Below are 21,895 nucleotides of genomic sequence, written 5' to 3'. Positions count from 1 at the left end.
ACCGAGAGGTCAGCGGACGGGTTCCGAACAGCTCGACGGAGCGTTCACCAACGAGCAGAACTGCGCGGGCCGGGTCGGGCGGTAGCCGGGCCCGACGCCGTTGGCCGCCGTGATCCCGCGGTAGGCCGCGACGGCGTCGGTAGGCCGCCGGGTCAGCGTCGCATCACTGCCGACGTTCACGGTGTACAGACCGAATCTGGGTGTGTAGCTTCCCCATTCGTAGTTGTCGGTGAGGCTCCAATAGTTGTAGCCGATCACGTCGACACCGTCGCCGCGGGCGCGCTGTACCCAGTACACGAGGTCGCGGAGATGATCGCCGCGCCGATATCCGTCGGGGCGGGGTGCGCCGCGAGGAGTCGACATACCCGACTCTACGACGTAGACCGGCTTCCCCGGATAACGCCGGGAGTAGTCCCGCAACGCGTAGTACAGACCGTCGGCCGACACCGGCGCGAGCCACGACTCGTCGGTCGCCGCATGCCACGCGTCGGTGTTCGTGACCGAGATCGAGTAGTAGTAATCGATACCGACGTAGTCCACCTTGTCCGCGACGCGATCGGTGAACTGCGTGTCGATCGCCGCGGCGACGGTCGGGACATAGGCCGCGTTCGACGACACCATCGCGGTCCGGTCGCGGCGATGGATGTGGTCATAGATGCTGCGGTGCACCGCGACCAGTCGATCCAGCATCGCCTGCGCCGCCGTCGGCGACAGACCTCCGGTCCGGATCTCCTGCACCACGTAGTACGCCGGCTCGTTGACCGTGATCCACAGTGGATGGACGTGGGCGTAGCGGTCGACGACCCGACGCGCGTTGCGCAGCCACCACGTCGGCGTCGACGGGTTTGCCCAGCCTCCGCGCGTCGCCACCCAGCCGGGGTACACCCAGTGATCCAGCGTGATCATCGGGCGCATCCCGGCGGCCACGATCGCGGCGATCATCGAGTCGTAGTAGGCGAGCTCGGGCCGGTTGACGACCCCCGGGCGCGGCTCGATCCGCGCCCATTCGACACTCACCCGGTACACCGACACGCCGAGCCGAGCGGCGCGGGCGATGTCCTCGCGATAACGGTGTCGGAAGTCCACCGACGTCCCGATCCGGTCGTGTGCCCGCCCGGATGCGGAGTAGCGGCCCCAGTTGCTGTCCGGGGAGGACCCCTCGCTCTGGAACCCCGACGACGACACCCCCCAGAGGAAGTCGCGCGGGAGCGCGGACGGTGCCCCGGTCTCCGCCTCGGCGCGCGCCGCCGGCACCATGGCGACGACGGTGAGGATCAGGACAACTGCCGCGCGCAGCACGGACCTCACGTCGGCGGTCTCCGGTGGGGCATCGCACGCGGGGGCCCCCGAGCGGGCCCGGCCACCCGCTGGCATGTCGGCGAAGAGCACGCGCCCAGGATGTCAGATGGACCGCTCCGCCACCGCGATGTGGGCGGTCGGGTGATCTCACGTCCCACACCGCAACGGCTCCGACTACTCTGATGCGGTGCTCGAGGACTCCCGGCCGCGACTGCGCCGCACCATCATCGCCGTGATCGCGTTCATCGGCGCCGTGACCGTCGGCGCGACCGGCCTCGCCGGCGTCGGCGAACCCACCGCGACGGCCGCACCGCTCGGCGCACATCCGGTCGCCGCCTGCCCGATGCTGCCCGCAGGCACGGCGCTCACGCGCTCGGTGGACGTGCGCGGAGTGGAACGGACGTACCGGATGCACATCCCGGCCACCTACACCGGGCGCGAGCGGGTCCCGCTGGTGCTCGCCTACCACGGGCGCGCCGAGCGCGGTACGACCTTCGAGAGCTACACCGGCCTGTCGTCGCTGCCCGCGATCGTGGTCTACCCCGACGGTCTGCGTGGCCCGGACAAGGCCTTCGCCTGGCAGGGCGCCCCCTACTCTTCGTCCCGCGCCGACGACATCGCGTTCACCCGTGCGATCCTGCGGTCGGTGCGGACGAGCGCGTGCGTCGACCGCAACCGCACCTATGCCGTGGGGCGTTCCAACGGCGCGGGACTCGTCGCGATGCTCGCCTGCCGCATGCCGTCGGAGTTCTCGGCCTACGCGACGATCAGCGCGGCGGTGTACACCGAGTCCCTCTCGGGATGCGGGGCACGATCGGTCTCCCTGGTCGACTTCCACGGCACCGCAGACGGCGTCATCCACTACGACGGCGGCGTCCGATTCGGCGCTCGGTACCTGTCGTCGGCGCAGTGGCTGCGCACGTGGACCTCTCGAGCCGGATGTGGCGACGTTCCGGTCACGGTGCCGGTCAACTCCGTCGTCGACCGTGTCTCATGGCCGGTCTGCGCGAGCGCAGGCCGTCAGATCGTGCACTTCCGGCTCCGCGGCGGGACCCACCGATGGCCCGGTTCGGCGGGTAATTTCGCCGAGGGCGAGGCGAGCGACACCATCTCGGCCACCCGCCTGTTGTGGCAGTTCTTCGCATCGTCACCGCACGCGTCGACCTGACAGACGGCGGCGCGTGGCACCGTCGCCCGCGAGGCCCGGCGAACTAGCCTGGGGGCATGAGTACTGATCTCCCGACCATCGAGCTCGCCACGGGGTCGCTGATCCCCCAACTCGGCCTCGGCGTCTGGCAGGCGGACGACGAGGACACCGAACGTGCCGTCCGCTTCGCCATCGGGACCGCGGGCTACCGACACATCGACACCGCGGCCGCATACGGCAACGAAGCGGCCGTCGGGCGCGGGATCGCCGCGTCGGGAGTCGATCGCTCCGAGATCTTCGTGACGACGAAGCTGTGGAACGCCGACCACGGTCGCGCCCGCACCCTCGCCGCGATCGACGCGAGCCTCGAGCGCCTCGGACTCGACCACGTCGACCTGTATCTGATCCATTGGCCGCTGCAGGACACCGACCGGATGATCGAGACCTGGCAGACGATGATCGAGATACAGGCCTCCGGCAAAGCGACGTCGATTGGCGTGTCCAACTTCGAACCCCATCACCTCGCCGCGATCGTCGACGCGACCGGGCAGCCTCCCGCGGTCGACCAGATCGAATTGCATCCACGACTGGCCCAACGCGAACTACGGGAGTTCTGCGGCGAACGCGGCATCGCCGTCGAGGCGTGGAGTCCACTCGGCGGAAGCGGTTCGGGATGGGGTGCCGATTCGTCGCCGAACACCCTGCTCACCGATCCGACACTGACCGGGATCGCCGAGCGGCACAGTCGCTCGACCGCGCAGGTGATGATCCGGTGGCATCTGCAGAACGGGGTGATCGTGATCCCGAAATCCGTCCACGACGATCGGATCGCCCAGAACATCGATGTGCTCGACTTCGAACTCAATGCCGCCGACATGGACGCGATCGCGACCCTCGACACCGGCGCCCGCATCGGCGGGCACCCCGATGAGCTGAATCTGGGCGCACCGGACTGATCCGGGTCCGGACTCCGCCGCTCATCGAGGACACCGTCTGTCCGCAAAAGGCGGCAGGATGGTGCCCATGCTGGAAACGTCGGCCCGACTGCTCGCCCTGCTGACCTTGCTGCAGACGCGGCGCGAATGGTCGGGGTCCGAGCTCGCCGACCGGCTCGACATCACCACCCGGACGGTCCGCCGGGACATCGACAAGCTCCGTGAGCTGGGCTATCCGGTGGACGCGACCGTCGGAGTCGGTGGCGGCTACCGTCTCGGCGCCGGCGCCGAGATGCCCCCGCTGCTGCTCGACGATCACGAGGTGCTCGCGGTGGCGCTGGGCCTCAACGAGATCACCACCGGATCGGTGGCCGACATGGCCGAGGCCTCGGCGGGCGCGTTGACCAAGCTCCGCCAGGTGATGCCGTCGCGGCTGCGCCACCGGCTCGACGCCCTGACGATGGAGGCCGTGCCTCGGGAGTCGCGCTCGCCCGTGTCGGGCGCGGTGCTGACCGAGATCGCCACCGCCTGTCACCGCACGGAGCGCCTGCGCTTCGACTATCGCCGCGGCGACGGCGCGCAGAGCCGGCGGGAGGTCGAGCCCTACCGCCTGGTCCGGAGCGGCCTGCGCTGGTATCTGGTCGGCTGGGACCTGGCGCGTGAGGACTGGCGCTCCTTCCGTGTCGACCGCATGGAACCGAAGACGCCGACCGGCCCCCGGTTCACCCCGCGGCCTCTGCCCGAGGGCGGCGCCACCGGTTACCTCACCCGCAGTCTGGGCGCCGTCTATCGGCGGGCGTCGGCGCGCGTCCGGATTCACGCACCCATCGATGTCGTCGCGGAAATGGTCGACGACGCGTGGGGCGCGATCGAAGCGGGCGACGAGAAAGGGTGCGAACTCGTGCTGTTCAGCACCTCGCTCGTCAGCATCGCGCGCTGGTTGCGGGCGTTCGATGCCGACTTCTCGATCCTCGACCCACCCGAGTTGATCGACGAGTGCCGGGCCGTGGCCGCCTATCACGACGATCTGGCGGCCCGATACCGGCGCGCCGTCGGCGATGCGGGCGGCCGATGAGGAGCGGACCCGACGTCGTCCGCCGCACCGTCGAGGCGCTTCGAGCCGCCGGGTGCGTCTTCGCCGAGGAAGAGGCCGACCTGCTGATCGGGCAGGCCGCCGACGACGCGTCGCTCGCGGTACTGCTGCGCCGTCGCGTGTCCGGGAAACCCCTCGAGGTGGTGCTCGGCTGGACCCTCTTCGACGGTCTCCGCGTGGAGGTCGATCCCGGGGTTTTCGTGCCGCGGCAACGGACGGTGTTCCTGGCCCGTCGGGCGATCACGATCGCCGAGCCCGGTGCCGTCGTGCTCGATCTCTGTTGTGGGACAGGCGCTATCGGTCTCGCGGTGGCGACCGCCGTGTCAGGCGTCGAGCTGCATGCCTGCGATATCGATCCGGCGGCGGTGGCGTGCGCCGCCCGTAACGTGGCCGCCGTGGGCGGACACACCTGGTGCGGCGACCTGTTCGACCCACTGCCCCACCGACTCCACGGAGGGGTTGACATCGTGGTGGTGAACGCACCTTACGTCCCGACCGCCCGGATCGCGTTCATGGCGCCGGAGGCCCGCGACCACGAACCGTCGCACAGCCTGGACGGGGGCGTCGACGGGGTGCAGATCCACCGCCGGGTGGGTGCCGAGGTCGGCGCGTGGCTCCGACCGGGCGGCTGCGTGCTCGTCGAGACCAGCACCGACCAGGCCGACCTGACTGCCGAGGCGCTGTCGGCGGCCGGCCTGTCCACGGCGATTCACGAGTCCGACGAACTGCAGGCCACCGTCACCGTCGGCCGCCGGCCGACCTGACCGTTCGGCGGGGCCGCTAGTGCGCGACGATGAGTTCGGTCAGCGCCGCCGGCACCATGCACAATGCGTCGGCAATGCGCTGCACGGTCGCTCCGTCCGTATCGGTGCCGGTCAGGGCACTGGTGGCGTCGGCGACGGACACACCCGATTCCTCGGCGATGCCGTCGAACGTGAAGTGCACATCGACGGCGGCGAAGGCGTCTTCGAACTTCGCCGGGACAGGGGTCTGTGTCATGCCCGGATCGTACGCGACGACCCCCCGAGTGGGCCGTGCGCGAACCACGATTGCGGAGTTCGACCGAAAGTGTGGGACAGTGGTTGTGTGGGGGTCGACTATGGCCCTCCTCCGATAGGAAGAAGTACGGCAGTATGGCACAAGGAACCGTCAAATGGTTCAACGGCGAAAAGGGCTTCGGCTTCATCGCCCCCGATGACGATCGCACCGGCGACGTCTTCGTTCACTTCAGCGCGATCACGGGGAGCGGATTCCGCAACCTCGAGGAAGCTCAGCGCGTCGAGTTCGACGTCGAGCAGGGCGCAAAAGGACTTCAGGCCACCAATGTGACTGTGCTCTAACAGTCTTCGCCTGCGAAGCCCCGGCACCGGAAACGGCGCCGGGGCTTTTTGCTGCGCGTGGCCTACGCTGGCTGCCCCCGATCGCGTGTAGGCTGGATCACGTCCGTCACGGTGCCACGAGCATCACCGGCGGCGCGATCCGCGTCCGCCCGTCGGACGTCCAGTATGGAGCGTCAGCATGACGCGCACTCTCCCGCCGCTGCGGCTGCGTGACTTCCACACCCCGTTCGGCCTCGTGCAGGGCGTCCGGCCCCCGACGACCACCGACCTCGAGTCCGGACTGCACGAACTGATCCCGTACCTTGCACCTCACATCGGCAGTCTCGAACGGGTGGCCTACCGCATCAACGACTGGGGCGTGCACGACGCCCAGCCGGTGATCCGCGGGCGCCGAATCCGCATAGACGGATTCTGGCGCGTCCGGTGGGCGAGCATCACCCTCGGTGGGCGGCACCGCTCGATCGAACTGGCGACCAGGATGCCCACAGTCAACCGCACCCGTGTCCACCGCGTGGCCGAGGCCATCTGAGCCCGGATCACCGCGCGACCCGACCACAGGAGAATCATGGAATACCCGACACTCTTCTCACACGCACACGTCGACGACGATCAGCGGTCCAATCCCGATCCCGCGCAACCCATCACGCAGCTCGTGTTCTCGGACGCCGAGGATTCGACAGGCGAACCCGCCGCACGCTGAGCGCTTTCTCGGAATTCGGGCTCCCGCACGTTTCGTGGCAATGGTCCGCGCTGAGCGCGGACCATTGCCATGGATCGGACCATCGATCTGACAACAACGTCGGCTTCGGTGGTGCGCGCAAAGGGATTCGAACCCCTGACCGCTGGTGTGTAAGACCAGAGCTCTACCGCTGAGCTATACGCGCGAGCCGGCGGACGTCGCCGCCGGACACCAAGTCATGAATGTAATCGGTGACGGCCCGATGCCCAAACCAGAACGGTTCCCGCCCCCGGGCGATCTCAGTTCGCCGTGAGCAGAGCCTTCTCCCACAGGGTCGAGTCGCGCGCCTCGCCCGGCCCGAGCATGTCGGAAAAGCGGATGATCCCGTCGGGGTCGACGAGGAACGTCGCCCGGTTGGCGTAACCGCTGGCGTCGTTGAACACCCCGTAGTCGCGGGCGACGGCCCCGTGCGGCCAGAAGTCCGACAGGATCGGGAACAGGAATCCCTGCGCCGACGACCACACCTTGTGAGTCGGGGGCGGCCCCACCGACAACGCGACCGTCCGGAGCCCGTCCCGGATGAACTGCGGCTGGTGGTCGCGGATGTATCCGAGTTCGCCCTGACACGTCCCGGTGAAGGCGAGCGGGAAGAACACCAGCAGCACCTGCCCGTCGGCGCGCAGGCCCGACATCGACACACGCTGGTTGTTCTGGTCGCGGAGCTCGAAGTCGGGCGCCACGTCACCCACGGCCAGCGGTGATGTCGGCCGTTCGGTGGAGTCCGCGCTCATGCGCGTTTGCGGGACTTCGGCTGCACCAGCCGAGATCCGGACCAGCCCCCGAGACTGACGACATTGGTCTGGGTGAGACCTGCGGTGGGTGCCGACTCGGCGATCTCGCTGGGATCGACGTGGCCGTCGGTGCCTGTCTTCGGTGAGAAGACCCAGACGTACCCGTCGTCGGCGAGCGGGGCGATCGCATCCATCAATGCGTCCACCAGGTCGCCGTCACCGTCGCGCCACCACAGCACGACGACGTCGATGACGTCGTCAGCGTCCTCGTCGACCATCTCCCCACCGATGGTGTCCTCGATGTCGACCCGAAGGTCGTCGTCGGTGTCCTCGTCCCAGCCCAGTTCCTGGACGACCATGCCGGACGTGAAACCGAGCTTGTCGGCGTGGCTGTCCCCAGCGTTACCGGACTCTGTGGCGGCTACCACCGCGTGCGACCTCCCAATGAATTCGACTGTCAGCTTAGGGAACAGCCTAGATGCTCAGGATGCAACCCGAACAGGGGCATTTGGGACCGGCGCGTCGCGCGACGTCGACGTCAGGGCGTCGGCGACGGCACCGACGACGAGGACGGCGCCGGAGCGGACCCCGAACCGCCCGGTCCCGGAACGGGCGACGCACCCGCGGTCGGCGGGACCGGTAGATAGCCGACGCAAGCGTTCAGCACCGCCTGCTTGTCCCGGGTCCATTGTGCGGCAATGGGATTGAGACCAGCGAGTTCACGCTTGCCGATCGCGGCGTCGAGGCGTCCGGTGGAGTCCAGGAACCGGTTCGTCGATGCCGCGACGTCCACCGGCGTCGACGACTCGATCCGTTTGCGGATCAGGTCGGCCCCCGCGATGAGGCTCGCGCGTGCCCTGTCGTCCAGATCACCGACACCGGCGTAGTCGTGGACCTCGCTGAGTTTCCGGATGAACGCGTTGTAGCCGCGGACCATCACGACCATCGACGACATGGCCTCACGACACAGCTCGATGCCGTCGGCACGGACCGAGGACGCCGCCGACTCGGACAATTCGGCCCGATAGATGGCGACCTGACCCGGGATCGCCGACCCGGAACCGTTGACCGAGGTCGCACACCCGGAGGCGAGGGCGGCCACCGCCAGCAGCGCGCACAGGCCGGCCGTACGGCCCCACCTGCTAGGGCGATCGTCGGCCCGATTCCGCCTCATGCCTCGCATCGTCCTCCTGACCCACGAGTAACAAACACCGAAACGCTACCGCAGGTCGGAGCGGGTGGCAGCAAGCTCGCCCACCCGGTGCCAACCCAAGTGACATGGGGCACGATGAGAGGGGGACGTCGCTGTCCCGACATCATGGGAGCGACGCCCGAGTCATCGCACGCCGGACACCACCGTGCACCCGGCCGACCGAGGGAGTAGGCATAACAGTGACCGAACAGGCAGAGCACACGACCACATCCGGGGGCAACGGTTCCGGACCGTCGGGCGCCGCCGGCAGTGATCGCAACCGCGTCCGCGTCATCCGGGAGGGCGTGGCGTCGTACCTGCCCGACATCGACCCCGACGAGACCGGCGAGTGGCTCGAGTCCTTCGACAAACTCCTCGCTCATGCAGGTCCCGGGCGTGCCCGGTATCTGATGCTCCGGCTGCTGGAGCGGGCCGGTGAGAAGCGCGTCGCGATCCCGTCGCTGACCTCCACCGACTACGTGAACACCATCCCGACCGAGAACGAACCCTGGTTCCCCGGCGACGAAGAGGTCGAGCGCCGCTTCCGTGCGTTCATCCGCTGGAATGCCGCGATCATGGTGCATCGCGCCCAGCGCCCCGGTGTCGGCGTCGGCGGGCACATCTCGACCTACGCGTCGTCGGCGGCGCTCTACGAGGTCGGTTTCAACCACTTCTTCCGCGGCACCGACCACGCCGGCGGCGGCGATCAGATCTTCATCCAGGGCCACGCGTCGCCGGGCATCTACGCCCGCGCATTCCTCGAGGGACGCATCGACGAGAAGCGTATGGACGGCTTCCGTCAGGAGCACAGCCATGCCGGCGAGGGTGGCGGCCTACCGTCCTATCCGCACCCGCGTCTGATGCCCGAGTTCTGGCAGTTCCCCACGGTGTCGATGGGCCTAGGCCCGATGAACGCCATCTACCAGGCGCGGTTCAATCACTACCTGCACGATCGCGGGATCAGCGACACGTCGGATCAGCACGTGTGGGCATTCCTCGGCGACGGTGAGATGGACGAGCCGGAGTCACGCGGATTCGCGAGCTTCGCGGCCACCGAGGGCCTCGACAACCTCACTTTCGTCATCAACTGCAACCTGCAGCGTCTCGACGGCCCCGTCCGCGGCAACGGCAAGATCATCCAGGAGCTCGAGTCGTTCTTCCGCGGCGCCGGCTGGAACGTCATCAAGGTGATCTGGGGCCGCGAGTGGGACTCCCTGTTGCACGCCGACCGCGACGGCGCACTCGTGAACCTGATGAACACCACCCCCGACGGCGACTTCCAGACCTACAAGGCCAATGACGGGGCGTTCGTCCGCGAACACTTCTTCAATCGTGACCCGCGAACAAAGGAACTGGTCAAGGACCTCTCCGACGCCGAGATCTGGAATCTCAAGCGCGGCGGTCACGACTACCGCAAGATCCACGCCGCCTACGCCGCGGCCATGGCGCACAAAGGACAGCCGACCGTCATCCTGGCGCACACCATCAAGGGCTACACGCTGGGCAAACACTTCGAGGGACGCAACGCGACCCACCAGATGAAGAAGCTGACCCTCGACGACCTCAAGGCCTTTCGCGACAGCACCCGCATCCCGATCAGCGACGCGCAGCTCGAGGAGAACCCCTACGTGCCGCCGTACTACCACCCGGGACCGGATGCGCCCGAGATCCGGTACATGCTCGATCGACGCAAGTCGCTCGGCGGGTTCCTGCCCGCGCGACGCACGAAGTCCAAGGTCCTGCGCCCCGATGTCAGCAAGGCACTCAAGACCACCGCCAAGGGGTCCGGCAAACAGCAGGTCGCCACCACCATGGCACTCGTGCGCATCTTCAAGGATCTGTTGCGCGACAAGGAGATCGGCAAGCGAATCGTGCCGATCATCCCCGACGAGGCCCGCACCTTCGGCATGGACTCGTGGTTCCCGACGCTCAAGATCTACAACCGCAACGGACAGCTCTACACGTCCGTCGACGCGGAGCTCATGCTCGCCTACAAGGAGAGCAGCGAGGGCCAGATCCTGCACGAGGGCATCAACGAGGCGGGTTCGGCCGCGTCGTTCACCGCGGTCGGCACGTCATACTCCACCCACGACGAGCCGATGATCCCGCTGTACATCTTCTACTCGATGTTCGGCTTCCAGCGCACCGGCGACAGCTTCTGGGCCGCCGCCGACCAGATGGCGCGTGGATTCGTGATCGGCGCGACCGCGGGCCGCACCACCCTGACCGGTGAGGGCCTCCAGCACGCCGACGGCCAGTCGCCGCTACTCGCGGCGACCAATCCCGCGGTAGCCGCCTATGACCCGGCATTCGCATTCGAACTCGGGCACATCATCGCCGACGGCCTCGAGCGGATGTACGGCGAGGAGCCGGAGAACATCTACTACTACCTCACCGTCTACAACGAGCCGATCAGCCAGCCGGCCGAACCCGAGAACCTCGACGTCGCGGGGGTGCTGAAGGGCATCTACCGTTTCACCGAGGCACCGTCGGACAAGAAGTTCCCGGCGAACATCCTGGTGTCGGGCGTGACCATGCCCGACGCACTGCGGGCCGCCGAGCTGCTCGCGGACGAGTGGGATGTCGGCGCGAACGTGTACTCGGTGACCTCGTGGAGCGAACTCGCCCGTGACGGTATCCGCGCCGACCGCGATTCGGTCCGTGAGCCGGCCGCCGATCACCCGCGGCCGTATCTGACCGAGGTGCTCGCCGATGTGCCCGGACCGGTGGTGGCTGTCAGCGACTACATGCGGGGCGTACAGGAGCAGATCCGGGCGTACGTGCCGGGCACCTACCTGACGCTGGGCACCGACGGCTTCGGGTTCTCCGACACCCGGCCGGCCGCCCGCCGGTACTTCAACGTCGACGCGGAGTCGATCGTCGTCGGGGTCCTGGTGGCGCTGGCCCGCGATGGCCACATCCCGACCACCGTTGCCGCCGAGGCCGCGGAGAAGTATCAGATCACCGATGTCGCAGCCGCGCCCGAGCCGACCGGCGACCCGGGCGTCGCGTGATCGCACACGGGTGAGCGCGGTCGCTCGGGCCACGCACACCCGACGCGACCGACCATGAGCACGAACCGTGGCCGTTCGGCGCACCTCGCGGAGAACGGCCACGGTTCGTCGTGGGCTCGACGCGGGCATGACCCGATGCCGGCGGACGAGACTACATTGAGATGGTGACCGACGCCGGCGTGAACCAGGAGCCACCGACGGCCGACGTGTTCGGTGAGCGTGGGGCCCACGTCCCCGCGCCGGCGACCGTGCACGACGCACTGCCGGACACCCTCCTGCGTCGCGTGAAGCAGTACAGCGGTCGACTGGCCACCGAGGCCGTCCACTCCATGCAGGACCAGTTGCCCTACTTCGGGGATCTCGATGCCGCCCAGCGCGCCAGTGTTCAACTGGTGGTCCAGACGGCGGTGGTGAACTTCGTCGAGTGGATTCAGGATCCCGAGGGCAACGTGAAGTTCACCGTGCAGGCGTTCCAGGTTGTCCCCCAGGATCTGGCACGGCGGATCACCCTGCTGCAGACCGTCGAGATGGTCCGCGTGGCCATGGAGTTCTTCGAGAAGTGGCTACCGCTGCTGGCGCGCAACGATGCGCAACTCCGGGCGCTGACCGAGTCCGTCCTACGGTACGGACGCGAGATCGGATTCGCGGCCGCCTCGATCTACGCCTCCGCGGCAGAATCCCGCGGAGCCTGGGACTCGCGCCTCGAAGCACTGGTCGTCGACGCCGTCGTCCGCGGGGACACCGGACCGCAGCTGCTGTCCCGCGCGGCCGCGTTGAACTGGGATTCAGATGCCCCGGCGACCATCATCGTCGGCGCCCCGCCGCCCGAGCAGAACGTGTCGGTTCCCCTGGCCATCCACAACACGGCCAAACAGTACGACCGGTCCGCGTTGTCGGTCGTCCAGGGAAAGTTCCTCGTCGCGATCGTCAGCGGGCCGATCCGCACGTCCGAGCGCTTCGTCACCGAGTTGCTCAAACACTTCGCCGAGGGGCCGGTGGTCATCGGCCCGACGATGCCCAACCTCGGCAGCGCGCACACCAGCTCGAACGAGGCCATGGCGGGTATCGCCGCCGTCGTCGGCTGGCCCAGCGCCCCGCGCCCGGTGCACAGCCTGGAGCTCCTGCCGGAACGGGCACTCAACGGTGACACCGCGGCGATGGCCGCGCTCAACGAGACCCTGGTGCGTCCGCTCGCGAAAGGCGGCACCACTCTGAACGCGACGCTCGAGGCATACCTGGACTCGGGAGGGTCCGTCGAAAGTTGCGCGCGCGTACTGTATATCCATCCAAATACAGTTCGGTACAGATTAAAGAAGATCGCAGAGATCACCGGACGTGACCCAACTAACCCTCGCGACGGCTACGTCCTGAGGGTCGCGGCGACTGTGGGTCGATTGACACACTTACAAAACGAAACGCAAACATCCGCCACTTGAGCAACAGCAGTCACAGCCAGTTTTTCACGTTCGTGCTGATCAACCTCCTGAGGACACATTTACATAACGCATCTCGGAGTGGTGACGAACCAGGGGCGCCTTCGATCAAGTTTGTGGGAACCCTACAAATGCACACCAGAAGGTTCATCGGTCACAACACCCACAAAACCACCGCAGACGGTGTTCTCTGGTCACGTGCTTTCGATCCTCGCGCCCGGACAGGGCTCACAGACGCCCGGCATGCTCACCACCTGGGTGGAACTCGCCGGTGCCCGTGACCAGCTTTCGACGTGGTCGAAACTGGTCGGCCTCGACCTCGAACGGCTCGGGACCACCGCGACCGCCGACGAGATCACCGACACGGCGGTCACCCAGCCGCTGGTCGTCGCGTCCGCACTGCTCGCCTTCGACGAGCTGAGCAAACGCACCCCGCTGCCCGAGGACGCCATCGTCGCCGGGCACTCGGTCGGCGAACTCGCTGCCGCTGCCATCACCGGGGTCATCAGCGCCGACGAAGCCGTGACGCTGGCCGCGATCCGCGGCGCGGAGATGGCCAAGGCATGTGCACTCGAACCCACGGTCATGGCCGCCGTGCTCGGTGGCGACGAAGCAGCAGTGCTCGCACGCCTGGAGGAACTCGACCTGATCCCGGCCAACCGCAACGCGGCCGGCCAGATCGTCGCCGCGGGCAAGGTCGAGGCCATCGAGGCCTTGATCGCCGATCCGCCGGAGAAGGCCCGCGTCCGCAAGCTCGCCGTCGCCGGCGCCTTCCACACCCGGTTCATGGCGCCGGCGCAGGACGCGGTGGCCGCGGCGGCCGCGCAGATCACTCCCGCCGAGCCCACCCGGACCCTGCTCTCGAACTCCGACGGCCTGCCTGTAACAAATGGCGCCGACGCACTGACAAAACTAGTGGGACAGGTGACGAAGCCGGTCCGTTGGGACCTGTGCTCGGGTTACATGCGCGAACAGGCCACCACTGCCGTCGTCGAGCTTCCGCCTGCGGGCACGCTCGTCGGCATCTCGAAGCGAGAGTTGAAGGGCACGCCGACGCTGGCGCTCAAGTCGCCCGACGACCTCGACAACATCACCGAACTTGGATAGAGGTCACGGCGTGACGCCGTGACCCCCGGAAACCGGACAGACCGGTTGTCCAAACACCCAGGGATGTTCGTGGTTCAGGGGTGCTCCGGATTGCACACATCGAGCGAAAACAAGAAGGGAACCACACAGTGGCTGCCACCCAGGAACAACTCATCGCCGGCATCGCCGAGATCATCGAAGAAGTGACCGGCATCGAGCCGTCCGAGGTGACGTTGGAGAAGTCGTTCGTCGACGACCTCGACATCGACTCGCTGTCGATGGTGGAGATCGCCGTGCAGACCGAGGACAAGTACGGCGTGAAGATCCCGGACGAGGATCTCGCCGGACTGCGCACCGTCGGCGACGCCGTCGCTTACATCCAGAAGCTCGAGTCCGAGAACCCCGAAGCTGCTGCCGCCATCAAGGCCCAGGTCGAGGCAGACCAGAACTCGTGAGCTCCCCCTCCCTCCGCGAATACTCCACGCTGGGTGGGAACTTCCCGAGTGTGGTGGTCACCTCCATGGTGGCCACCACCTCGCTGGGCGAAGATCTGGACACCACCTGGAAGAAGCTGCTTGCGGGTGAGTCGGGCATCCGTGTACTGACCGACGACTTCGTCACCAAGTTCGGCGACCTGCCCTGCCGCATCGGCGGCCGGCTGGTCAAGGACCCGGCCGAGGAGGTCACGCGCGTCGAGGCACGCCGTATGGCGTACGTCGAGCGCATCGCACACGTCCTGAGCAAGCGCCTGTGGGCCCACGCCGGCGAGCCCGAGGTCGATCCCGACCGACTGGCTGTCGTGCTGGGCACCGGTCAGGGCGGCGGCGACGCGATGGTCGACGCCGTCAAGGCGATCGAATCATCGGGCAACTACCGCAAGGTCTCCCCGCTCGCCGTGTCGATGGCCATGCCCAACGGCCCGGCCGCCGTGACCGGCCTCAACGTTGGTGCCCGCGCAGGTGTGATCACCCCGGTCTCGGCGTGTTCGTCGGGTGCAGAGGCGATCGCGCACGCATGGCGCCACATCGTCATGGGTGACGCCGACATGGTCGTCACCGGTGGCGTCGAGGGCCACATCGACGCGATTCCGATCGCGGCGTTCTCGATGATGCGGGCGATGAGCACGCGAAACGACGATCCGGCAGGTGCCTCGCGTCCGTTCGACAAGGATCGTGACGGCTTCGTGTTCGGTGAGGGCGCAGCGATGCTCATCCTCGAGCGCGAGGAGCACGCCCGGGCACGCGGCGCGCACATCCACGCACGAGTGCTCGGCGCGGGCATCACCTCCGATGGATTCCATCTGGTGGCACCCGATCCGAGTGGCCAGGGCAACGCCCGCGCCATGACCCGCGCGATCCAGACCGCGGGGCTCACCAAGGCCGACATCACCCACATCAACGCGCACGCGACGTCGACTCCGATCGGCGACACGGCGGAAGCTGCGGGTATCACGGCGGCGATCGGGCAACATGCCGCGGTCTATGCACCCAAGTCGGCTCTCGGACACTCCATCGGCGCAGTCGGGGCGCTGGAGTCCGTGATCACCATCAAGAGCGTCGAGGAAGGTGTCATCCCTCCGACGCTCAACCTGGAGAACCAGGATCCCGAATGCGATGTCGACGTCGTCCATGGTGAAGCCCGATACGGGCAGATCGATTACGCGTTGAACAACTCGTTCGGATTCGGTGGGCACAACGTTGCGCTCGCCTTCGGTCGCTACTGATCCGCACCCGACACCCAGGAGACACCGATGACCACATTGGCTCCCATCACCGGCCATGAGGAAGCCGCGGATCCCCGCGACCCGCTACTGCGTCTGACCAACTTCTTCGACGAAGGCTCGATGTCGCTCCTGCACGCACGCGACAAGTCCGGCGTGCAGGCCGCCATCGGGCAGGTCAACGGCGTCCGGACCGTCTCCTATTGCACCGATGGCACCGTGATGGGCGGTGCCATGGGTGTGGTCGGGTGTGCTCACATCGTCAACGCGATCGACACCGCCATCACCGAACAGGCACCCGTCGTGGGCATCTGGCACTCGGGTGGCGCCCGGCTGGCCGAGGGCGTCGAAGCCCTCCACGCGGTCGGCGGGGTGTTCGAGGCGATGGTGCGCGCCTCCGGCTACGTACCGCAGATCTCGGTGGTCGTCGGCTTCGCCGCCGGAGGCGCCGCCTACGGTCCTGCGCTCACCGATGTCGTGATCATGGCGCCCGCGGGACGTGTGTTCGTCACCGGTCCCGACGTCGTCAAGAGCGTCACCGGGGAGTCGGTCGACATGGAGTCGCTCGGCGGTCCCCTCACCCACGGCAAGAAGTCCGGCGTCAGTCACATCACCGCCGACTCCGAACCCGACGCCTACTGGCGCGCACGGCGTCTGGTGTCGACGTTCAGCCGGCAGGGTACTTTCAACCGCGAGCAGGCCGAGGCACGCGACACCGATCTCAAGGCCCTGCTGCCGGAATCGAATCGTCGCGCCTACGACGTGCACCCGGTCGTCGAGCAGCTGCTCGACACCCAGCTCGCCGCCGACGGCGAGACCGAGGTTTCCAGTTTCGAAGAGCTGCAAGCCAAGTGGGCGCCGAACATCGTCATCGGGTTGGGCCGCCTGTCCGGTCGCAGCGTCGGCGTCATCGCCAACAATCCCCTCCGCATGGGTGGCTGCCTGAACTCCGAGAGCGCCGAGAAGGCCTCTCGTTTCGTTCGCCTGTGCGACGCCTTCGGTGTCCCGCTGATCGTTCTGACCGACGTGCCCGGCTACCTTCCCGGCGTGGGCCAGGAGTGGAACGGTGTGGTCCGCCGCGGGGCGAAGCTGCTGCACGCCTTCGCCGAGTGCACCGTCCCCCGGGTGACCCTGGTGACCCGCAAGATCTACGGCGGCGCCTACATCGCGATGAACTCGCGCGCACTCGGCGCCACCGCGGTCTTCGCGTGGCCGGGCTCGGAGGTCGCCGTCATGGGCGCCAAGGCAGCGGTCGGCATTCTCCACAAGAAGGCCCTGGCCGCCGCGCCAGACGACGAGCGCGAGGCGCTGCACGACCGTCTGGCCGCCGAGCACGAGGCCATCGCGGGCGGGGTCGGGCGGGCACAGTCGATCGGTGTCGTCGACGACGTCATCGACCCGGCGACCACCCGCAGCCGCATCGCCGAGGCCCTGGCCGCGGCACCGGCACGACGTGGCCGCCACAAGAACATCCCGCTCTGACATCCGGTCCGTTTCGGGCGGTCGCGGGCGACATCGTGAGCCCGCCGCGCACCGACCCGTCCGGACAGCACAATTCGGCCCCGGCAGCTCGCTACCGGGGCCGAATCTCGTAGGTGGGTGTCTATCCCACGCGTTGCTGGAGCCAGGTGACCTCGGCGCCTGCGCCGCCCATGCGGTATGGCTCGAGGGCCTCATCCCACGCCGTGCCGATGGCCGCCTCGAGTTCGCCGGCGAGACCGACGCTGTCGGGCTGGGATTCGATCAGCGAGCGCAACTGCATCTCACCGATGATCACATCGCCGTTGGCACTGGTCGACCCACGCCAGAGCCCGAGACCGGGCACATAGCTGAATCGCTCGCCGTCGACGCCGTCGCTGGCGTTCTCGGTCACCTCGAAACGCAGTGCCGACCATTCGCGCAACGCCGTCACCAGGCGTGCGCCAGTGCCGACTGGGCCGGCCCAGTCAACGGTGGCCCGCTGCAGACCGGGGTCGGCCTCCTGCGCAGACCATTTCAGGTTGGCCCGCGCATTCAGGGTCGACGACAGAGCCCACTCGACATGCGGGCAGAGCGCCACCGGCGCCGAGTGGATGTACACCACTCCTGTCGTCATGTCCGCAAACTGATTCAGATTGCGCACCTTGTTCACCTCCGGTTTCGACGAGGAACGTCTTCCCCAACACACCTCTCGAACCGGGTATCACACTCGTGTGATTAATTGTGCCTCATGTGGCCCGTGTTGCGCCAGTTTCTCGAGTGCTTTCTCAGGATTGGTGTCACCTCGAGATCTCGGCGACGACGGAGTCGTTGAACTCGCTCCAGAGTGGCTTCGCCCAGGCTCCGAACTGACGGTCGGTCAAGACAACACACGCGGTGTGCAGCTCGGGGTCCACCCAGAGGAACGTGCCGCTCTGACCGAAGTGACCGAAGGTGCGCGGCGAGTTCCGTGTGCCCGTCCAATGGGGGTGCTTGTCCGATCGAATCTCGAATCCGAGGCCCCAGTCGTTGGGGCGGTGCTTGCCGTAACCGGGGACGAAACCGTCGAGGCCCGGGAACTGCACGGACGTCGCCGCCGCGACGGTCTCCGTCGACAGCAGGGTCGGAGAGAGCAGTTCGCGGGCGAATCGGGACAGGTCGTCCACCGTGGATCGGGCGCCGTGGCCCGCCGGCCCGACGAGCTCCGACGACATCATCTGCAGGGGCTCGGCGACCGACTGGCGCAGGTAGTCGGCGAAGGCGATGTCGGCGGCCTCCTCGATCGTCTCGGCGAGCACCTCGAACCCGGCGCTGGAGTAGATGCGCTGGGTGGCGGGCGGGGCGACGACGTCCCGGCTGTCGAAGGCGAGTCCCGACGCATGTGCGAGCAGGTGGGCGACCGTCGCGCCCGGCGGCCCCGCCGGATCGTCGAGTTCGGTCGCCCCCTCCTCCACCGCGACGAGAACGGCCTCGGCCACCAGGAGTTTGGTGACCGAGGCCAGTTCGAACACCCGTCCGGTGTCGCCGAAGACGTCGCCGACACCGGACGGGGTGATGATCGCGGCCGCCACGTTGTCGGCCGGCCACTGCGCTAGGGCATCGAGTGCTGACACATCGCAACCCTACCGACGCACACCCCGGACGGTCTGAGCGGAGCCGGACTCAGCGATCCTCGTCGGTGTAACGGATGACACCGCGGATGTTCTTGCCGTCGAGCATGTCCTGGTAGCCCTCGTTGATCTGATCCAGGCGGTACTGACGGGTGATCATGTCTTCGATGTTGAGCTTGCCCATCCGGTACATCGAGAGCAGCTGCGGGATGTCGAGCTTCGGGTTGGCGCCGCCGAAGATGGTGCCCTGCAGGTTCTTCTGCAGCAGAGTCAGCATCGCGAGGTTCAGGGTGACCTCGTTCTCCATCATGTTGCCCATACCGGTGAGCACACAGGTCCCCGCCTTCGCGGTGATGCCCATCCAGGTGTCGACGTCCTTGCCATGGACCTCGCCGACGGTGACGATCACCTTGTGGCACATGTGCCCCTGGGTCAGTTCGGCGATGCTCGTCGCCGCTTCCTCCACCGAGGCGAACGCGTGTGTCGCGCCGAACTTCATCGCCTGCTCGCGCTTCCACTCCACCGGATCGATCGCGATGACGTTCCGTGCGCCGGAGATGACCGCACCCTGGAGGGCCGCGGTACCCACACCACCGACGCCGACGATGGCCACGTCCTCTCCCGGCCGCACATCACCGCTGCGCGTGGACGATCCGTATCCCGTCGGGATGCCGCAGCCGCACAGCGCGGCGACCTCGAACGGGATGTCCTTGTCGATCTTCACCGCAGACGCCTCGTGGACGACCATGTACGGCGAGAACGTACCGAGGAGGGTCATCGGGTAGACCGGCTCGCCCGAGGCGGTGTGGATGCGGAAGGTGTTGTCGGACACCGCTTCTCCTTGAAGCAACATCGCACCGAAGTCACAAAGGTTTGCGAGCCCGGCCTTACATGACGGACACTTGCCACACGACGGGATGAACGACAGGACGACGTGGTCGCCTACCTCGAAATCGGTGACACCCTCCCCGACCCGCTCGACGACGCCCGCGCCCTCGTGCCCACCGAGGATCGGGAACCCGGCCATGGGGATCCCGCCGGTCATCAGGTGATGGTCGGAGTGGCACATCCCGGCCGCTTCCATCCTGATCTTGATCTCGCTGCGTTGCGGATCGCCGATCTCGATCTCCTCGATCTCCCACGGCTTGTTGTTCTCCCGCAGCAGCGCACCCTTGGTCTTCACTTCACAACCTCCACTCGATAGACGCGCGTCGCCCGACGGATCGACCCCCCCGACAGACGCAAGACAACTAGAAGAGACCCTAGTCACTCCAGGGCAAAAATGGAACGTGTTCTAGTTGCGAATTCCGCTCCCGCGCTCGAGCCGGCGGCCACCCGCACACGGACGAGCCGCACCCCCACCGAAGGGTGGGTGTGCGGCTCGTCTCTGCTGGCCGGCCCGACGCCACGGGGCCGGTCCGCGGCTAGTCCTTCAGGCCCGCGTCCTTGCTGCCGTATGTCGACCGCAGCGACGGTTTGACGACCTTGCCACCGGCGTTGCGCGGCAGTTCGTCGACGATGACGAGGTCCTTCGGGTGCTTGAATCGCGCGAGGTTGTCGTTGAGGTAGGGCTCGAGTTCCTCGAGGGTCAGATCATCGACGCCCTCGGCCAGGACCACCACCGCCACCGGGACCTCACCCCACTTCTCGTGTGCGCGACCGATGATGGCCGCCTCGGAGATCTTGACGTGCCCGAAGAGCGCGTTCTCGACCTCGGCGCAGTAGATGTTCTCGCCACCCGAGATGATCATGTCCTTGGCGCGGTCGACGACGTAGAGGAAGCCCTCCTCGTCCTGCCGCACGAGGTCCCCGGAGTGGAACCAGCCACCGTGGAACGCGTCCGCGGTGCCCTGCGGGTTCTGCCAGTATCCCTTCATCATGTTCGGGCCCCGGTAGACGATCTCGCCGACCTGCCCGGGGATGACGTCGTTCATCTCGGGATCGACCACGCGCGCCGTCACCGCCGGGACCACCTTGCCGATGGAGCCGATCTTGCGGAGCGCGTCGGTGCCCTCGAGCACGCAGGTGATGGGCGACATCTCGGTCTGTCCGAACACGGCGACGTTCAGGGCGTCTGGGAAGGTCTCGCCCATCGCGCGCAGCACGGTGTCCGACGCCGGCGCGGCACCCCAGCTGATCACCCGGAGCCTGAGGTCGCGCGGTTTCGCCTGCTGTGCGGCGCAGACGGCCTGCCATTGGGCGGGCACCAGGAAGATCGACGTGGTGCCCTCCTGTTCCAGGGTGTCGAGCATGTCGTTGGGGTCGAAGGCACCGAGCGGATGGATCACCGAGAGGGCGCCCATGTAGAACAGCGGGGCCATGGCCCCGAGGCCTGCGATGTGGAACATGGGCGCGACACACGAACCGATGTCGTCGGGCCGTGTCTGCAACGCCTGCAGACAGGTGACCGCCTGCGCCTGGATGTTCGTGTGGGTCAGCATGGCGCCCTTGGGCTTTCCGGTGGTCCCGGAGGTATACATGATCAGTGCGACGGTCTCCTCGGGCACGTCGATCTCGGGCAGATCCGAGGAGTCCTCGGTCACGAGATCCTCGAACCGCAGATGGGCCGGGTTGTCGGTCTCGCCCACCACGACGGTCGCGTCGACCGCGCCGGTGGACGCGCTCACCGCGTCCGCCAGCGGTGCCAGCAGCGCCTCGGTGACGATGATCTTCGCACCGCTGTCGGACACCAGGAACGCGATCTCTGCCGGGCTCATGCGCACATTGACCGGCACCGGGATGGCGCCGATCAGGTTCGCCCCCAGCACGGCCTCGACATACTCGCTGCGATTGAGCAGGACGAGCAGGATGCGGTCGCCGAATTGCACACCGCGGCGGCTCAGAGCAGCCGCGAACCCTCGCGAGCGCTCTTCGAGCTGGGACCACGTGGTGACGTTCCCGAGGAATTTCAGCGCAGGCTTGTCCGGCGTCGTGAACGCATGTCGCCGGACCTGGTTGTTCCAGTGATTACGGCGGGACCGGAGGGGCTCGGTGGTGAGGTCGCTGGTCGAGTCGACGGTGGCGGTCATGTCAGTTCTCCTCTGTGCGGTGAGAGTTCTGCGACTGCGGGCCGGCGCATTCGGCCTGCCGCACGGTCA

At 67.4% G+C, this 21,895-nt stretch carries 22 protein-coding genes and 1 tRNA gene; 13 read left to right on the top strand and 10 right to left on the bottom strand.

Going from position 1 to position 21,895, the window contains the following annotated elements:
• Nucleotides 1-9 precede the first annotated feature (9 nt).
• The gene (locus tag QSJ19_RS01720) at nt 10-1,257 is read right to left on the bottom strand and encodes a family 1 glycosylhydrolase (RefSeq protein WP_286318148.1); all 1,248 of its coding nucleotides are present in this window, start codon (nt 1,255-1,257) and stop codon (nt 10-12) included.
• 229 nt (nt 1,258-1,486) lie between these two features.
• On the opposite strand from QSJ19_RS01720, the gene QSJ19_RS01715 reads away from it, so the two are divergent.
• From QSJ19_RS01715 to QSJ19_RS01700, 4 genes are all read left to right on the top strand, one after another.
• On the top strand, nt 1,487-2,467 hold the full coding sequence (locus QSJ19_RS01715; RefSeq protein ID WP_286317968.1) for a CE1 family esterase: 981 nt from the start codon (nt 1,487-1,489) through the stop codon (nt 2,465-2,467).
• A gap of 56 nt (nt 2,468-2,523) precedes the next feature.
• Nucleotides 2,524-3,402 (top strand): aldo/keto reductase, encoded by an 879-nt coding sequence (locus QSJ19_RS01710; protein WP_286317967.1) that lies wholly within the window; start codon nt 2,524-2,526, stop codon nt 3,400-3,402.
• Between the two features lie 67 nt (nt 3,403-3,469).
• Nucleotides 3,470-4,456 carry a helix-turn-helix transcriptional regulator gene (locus QSJ19_RS01705; protein WP_286317966.1) on the top strand — a complete coding sequence of 329 codons (987 nt, stop codon included), beginning with the start codon at nt 3,470-3,472 and terminating at the stop codon, nt 4,454-4,456.
• The gene (locus tag QSJ19_RS01700; RefSeq protein ID WP_286317965.1) at nt 4,453-5,238 is read left to right on the top strand and encodes a putative protein N(5)-glutamine methyltransferase; all 786 of its coding nucleotides are present in this window, start codon (nt 4,453-4,455) and stop codon (nt 5,236-5,238) included. The genes QSJ19_RS01705 and QSJ19_RS01700 overlap by 4 nt, the downstream gene beginning before the upstream one ends.
• Nucleotides 5,239-5,254: 16 nt before the next feature.
• On the opposite strand, the gene QSJ19_RS01695 is transcribed toward QSJ19_RS01700, so the two are convergent.
• Nucleotides 5,255-5,473 carry a hypothetical protein gene (locus QSJ19_RS01695; RefSeq protein WP_286317964.1) on the bottom strand — a complete coding sequence of 73 codons (219 nt, stop codon included), beginning with the start codon at nt 5,471-5,473 and terminating at the stop codon, nt 5,255-5,257.
• Nucleotides 5,474-5,607: 134 nt separating this feature from the next.
• Here QSJ19_RS01695 and QSJ19_RS01690 point away from each other — a divergent pair, with 134 nt between their 5' ends.
• The 3 genes from QSJ19_RS01690 to QSJ19_RS01680 all read left to right on the top strand — a co-directional run bounded on the left by QSJ19_RS01690 (nt 5,608) and on the right by QSJ19_RS01680 (nt 6,514).
• Nucleotides 5,608-5,814: a cold-shock protein gene (locus QSJ19_RS01690; RefSeq protein WP_286317963.1), complete on the top strand. Its 207-nt coding sequence runs from the start codon at nt 5,608-5,610 to the stop codon at nt 5,812-5,814.
• A gap of 178 nt (nt 5,815-5,992) precedes the next feature.
• The gene (locus tag QSJ19_RS01685; RefSeq protein ID WP_286317962.1) at nt 5,993-6,343 is read left to right on the top strand and encodes a DUF5994 family protein; all 351 of its coding nucleotides are present in this window, start codon (nt 5,993-5,995) and stop codon (nt 6,341-6,343) included.
• Nucleotides 6,344-6,379: 36 nt separating this feature from the next.
• Nucleotides 6,380-6,514 (top strand): hypothetical protein, encoded by a 135-nt coding sequence (locus tag QSJ19_RS01680; RefSeq protein ID WP_286317961.1) that lies wholly within the window; start codon nt 6,380-6,382, stop codon nt 6,512-6,514.
• Nucleotides 6,515-6,623: 109 nt separating this feature from the next.
• Here QSJ19_RS01680 and QSJ19_RS01675 read toward each other — a convergent pair.
• The 4 genes from QSJ19_RS01675 to QSJ19_RS01660 all read right to left on the bottom strand — a co-directional run bounded on the left by QSJ19_RS01675 (nt 6,624) and on the right by QSJ19_RS01660 (nt 8,458).
• A tRNA-Val gene (locus tag QSJ19_RS01675) sits at nt 6,624-6,698 on the bottom strand.
• Between the two features lie 94 nt (nt 6,699-6,792).
• Complete coding sequence (locus QSJ19_RS01670) at nt 6,793-7,284, bottom strand: peroxiredoxin (protein ID WP_286317960.1); 492 nt, start codon at nt 7,282-7,284, stop codon at nt 6,793-6,795.
• The gene (locus tag QSJ19_RS01665; RefSeq protein ID WP_286317959.1) at nt 7,281-7,712 is read right to left on the bottom strand and encodes a DUF3052 domain-containing protein; all 432 of its coding nucleotides are present in this window, start codon (nt 7,710-7,712) and stop codon (nt 7,281-7,283) included. The genes QSJ19_RS01670 and QSJ19_RS01665 overlap by 4 nt, the downstream gene beginning before the upstream one ends.
• 110 nt (nt 7,713-7,822) lie before the next feature.
• Nucleotides 7,823-8,458 (bottom strand): Rv2240c family protein, encoded by a 636-nt coding sequence (locus QSJ19_RS01660; protein WP_286317958.1) that lies wholly within the window; start codon nt 8,456-8,458, stop codon nt 7,823-7,825.
• A gap of 218 nt (nt 8,459-8,676) precedes the next feature.
• On the opposite strand from QSJ19_RS01660, the gene aceE reads away from it, so the two are divergent.
• From aceE to QSJ19_RS01630, 6 genes are all read left to right on the top strand, one after another.
• The gene (gene aceE / locus QSJ19_RS01655) at nt 8,677-11,490 is read left to right on the top strand and encodes a pyruvate dehydrogenase (acetyl-transferring), homodimeric type (protein WP_286317957.1); all 2,814 of its coding nucleotides are present in this window, start codon (nt 8,677-8,679) and stop codon (nt 11,488-11,490) included.
• Between the two features lie 164 nt (nt 11,491-11,654).
• Nucleotides 11,655-12,926 carry a PucR family transcriptional regulator gene (locus QSJ19_RS01650; RefSeq protein ID WP_286317956.1) on the top strand — a complete coding sequence of 424 codons (1,272 nt, stop codon included), beginning with the start codon at nt 11,655-11,657 and terminating at the stop codon, nt 12,924-12,926.
• A gap of 195 nt (nt 12,927-13,121) precedes the next feature.
• Nucleotides 13,122-14,030, top strand: coding sequence for an ACP S-malonyltransferase (locus tag QSJ19_RS01645; protein ID WP_286317955.1), 909 nt, complete (start codon nt 13,122-13,124; stop codon nt 14,028-14,030).
• Nucleotides 14,031-14,158: 128 nt separating this feature from the next.
• Nucleotides 14,159-14,464 carry a meromycolate extension acyl carrier protein AcpM gene (gene acpM, locus QSJ19_RS01640; RefSeq protein WP_286317954.1) on the top strand — a complete coding sequence of 102 codons (306 nt, stop codon included), beginning with the start codon at nt 14,159-14,161 and terminating at the stop codon, nt 14,462-14,464.
• Nucleotides 14,461-15,732 carry a KasA/KasB family beta-ketoacyl-ACP synthase gene (locus QSJ19_RS01635; RefSeq protein ID WP_187583184.1) on the top strand — a complete coding sequence of 424 codons (1,272 nt, stop codon included), beginning with the start codon at nt 14,461-14,463 and terminating at the stop codon, nt 15,730-15,732. The genes acpM and QSJ19_RS01635 overlap by 4 nt, the downstream gene beginning before the upstream one ends.
• A 27-nt stretch (nt 15,733-15,759) precedes the next feature.
• Nucleotides 15,760-17,211 (top strand): acyl-CoA carboxylase subunit beta, encoded by a 1,452-nt coding sequence (locus QSJ19_RS01630; RefSeq protein WP_286317953.1) that lies wholly within the window; start codon nt 15,760-15,762, stop codon nt 17,209-17,211.
• 121 nt (nt 17,212-17,332) lie between these two features.
• Here the strand turns inward: QSJ19_RS01630 and QSJ19_RS01625 are convergent, their stop codons facing one another.
• From QSJ19_RS01625 to fadD5, 4 genes are all read right to left on the bottom strand, one after another.
• The gene (locus QSJ19_RS01625) at nt 17,333-17,851 is read right to left on the bottom strand and encodes a DUF3145 domain-containing protein (RefSeq protein ID WP_187583188.1); all 519 of its coding nucleotides are present in this window, start codon (nt 17,849-17,851) and stop codon (nt 17,333-17,335) included.
• A 136-nt stretch (nt 17,852-17,987) separates the two neighbouring features.
• Entirely contained in the window at nt 17,988-18,800 is an 813-nt protein-coding gene (locus QSJ19_RS01620; RefSeq protein ID WP_286317952.1) for a serine hydrolase domain-containing protein, read from the bottom strand.
• Nucleotides 18,801-18,849: 49 nt separating this feature from the next.
• The gene (locus QSJ19_RS01615; protein ID WP_286317951.1) at nt 18,850-19,980 is read right to left on the bottom strand and encodes an NDMA-dependent alcohol dehydrogenase; all 1,131 of its coding nucleotides are present in this window, start codon (nt 19,978-19,980) and stop codon (nt 18,850-18,852) included.
• Nucleotides 19,981-20,221: 241 nt separating this feature from the next.
• Nucleotides 20,222-21,826, bottom strand: coding sequence for a fatty-acid--CoA ligase FadD5 (gene fadD5 / locus QSJ19_RS01610; RefSeq protein WP_286317950.1), 1,605 nt, complete (start codon nt 21,824-21,826; stop codon nt 20,222-20,224).
• Between the last annotated feature and the right edge of the window lie 69 nt (nt 21,827-21,895).

Origin of the sequence: Gordonia sp. ABSL11-1 (genome assembly GCF_030315685.1) — a bacterium.
Taxonomy (GTDB): Bacteria; Actinomycetota; Actinomycetes; order Mycobacteriales; family Mycobacteriaceae; genus Gordonia.
Note: the sequence above shows the minus strand (reverse complement) of the source record. Positions and strands in the feature narration are given on the sequence as shown.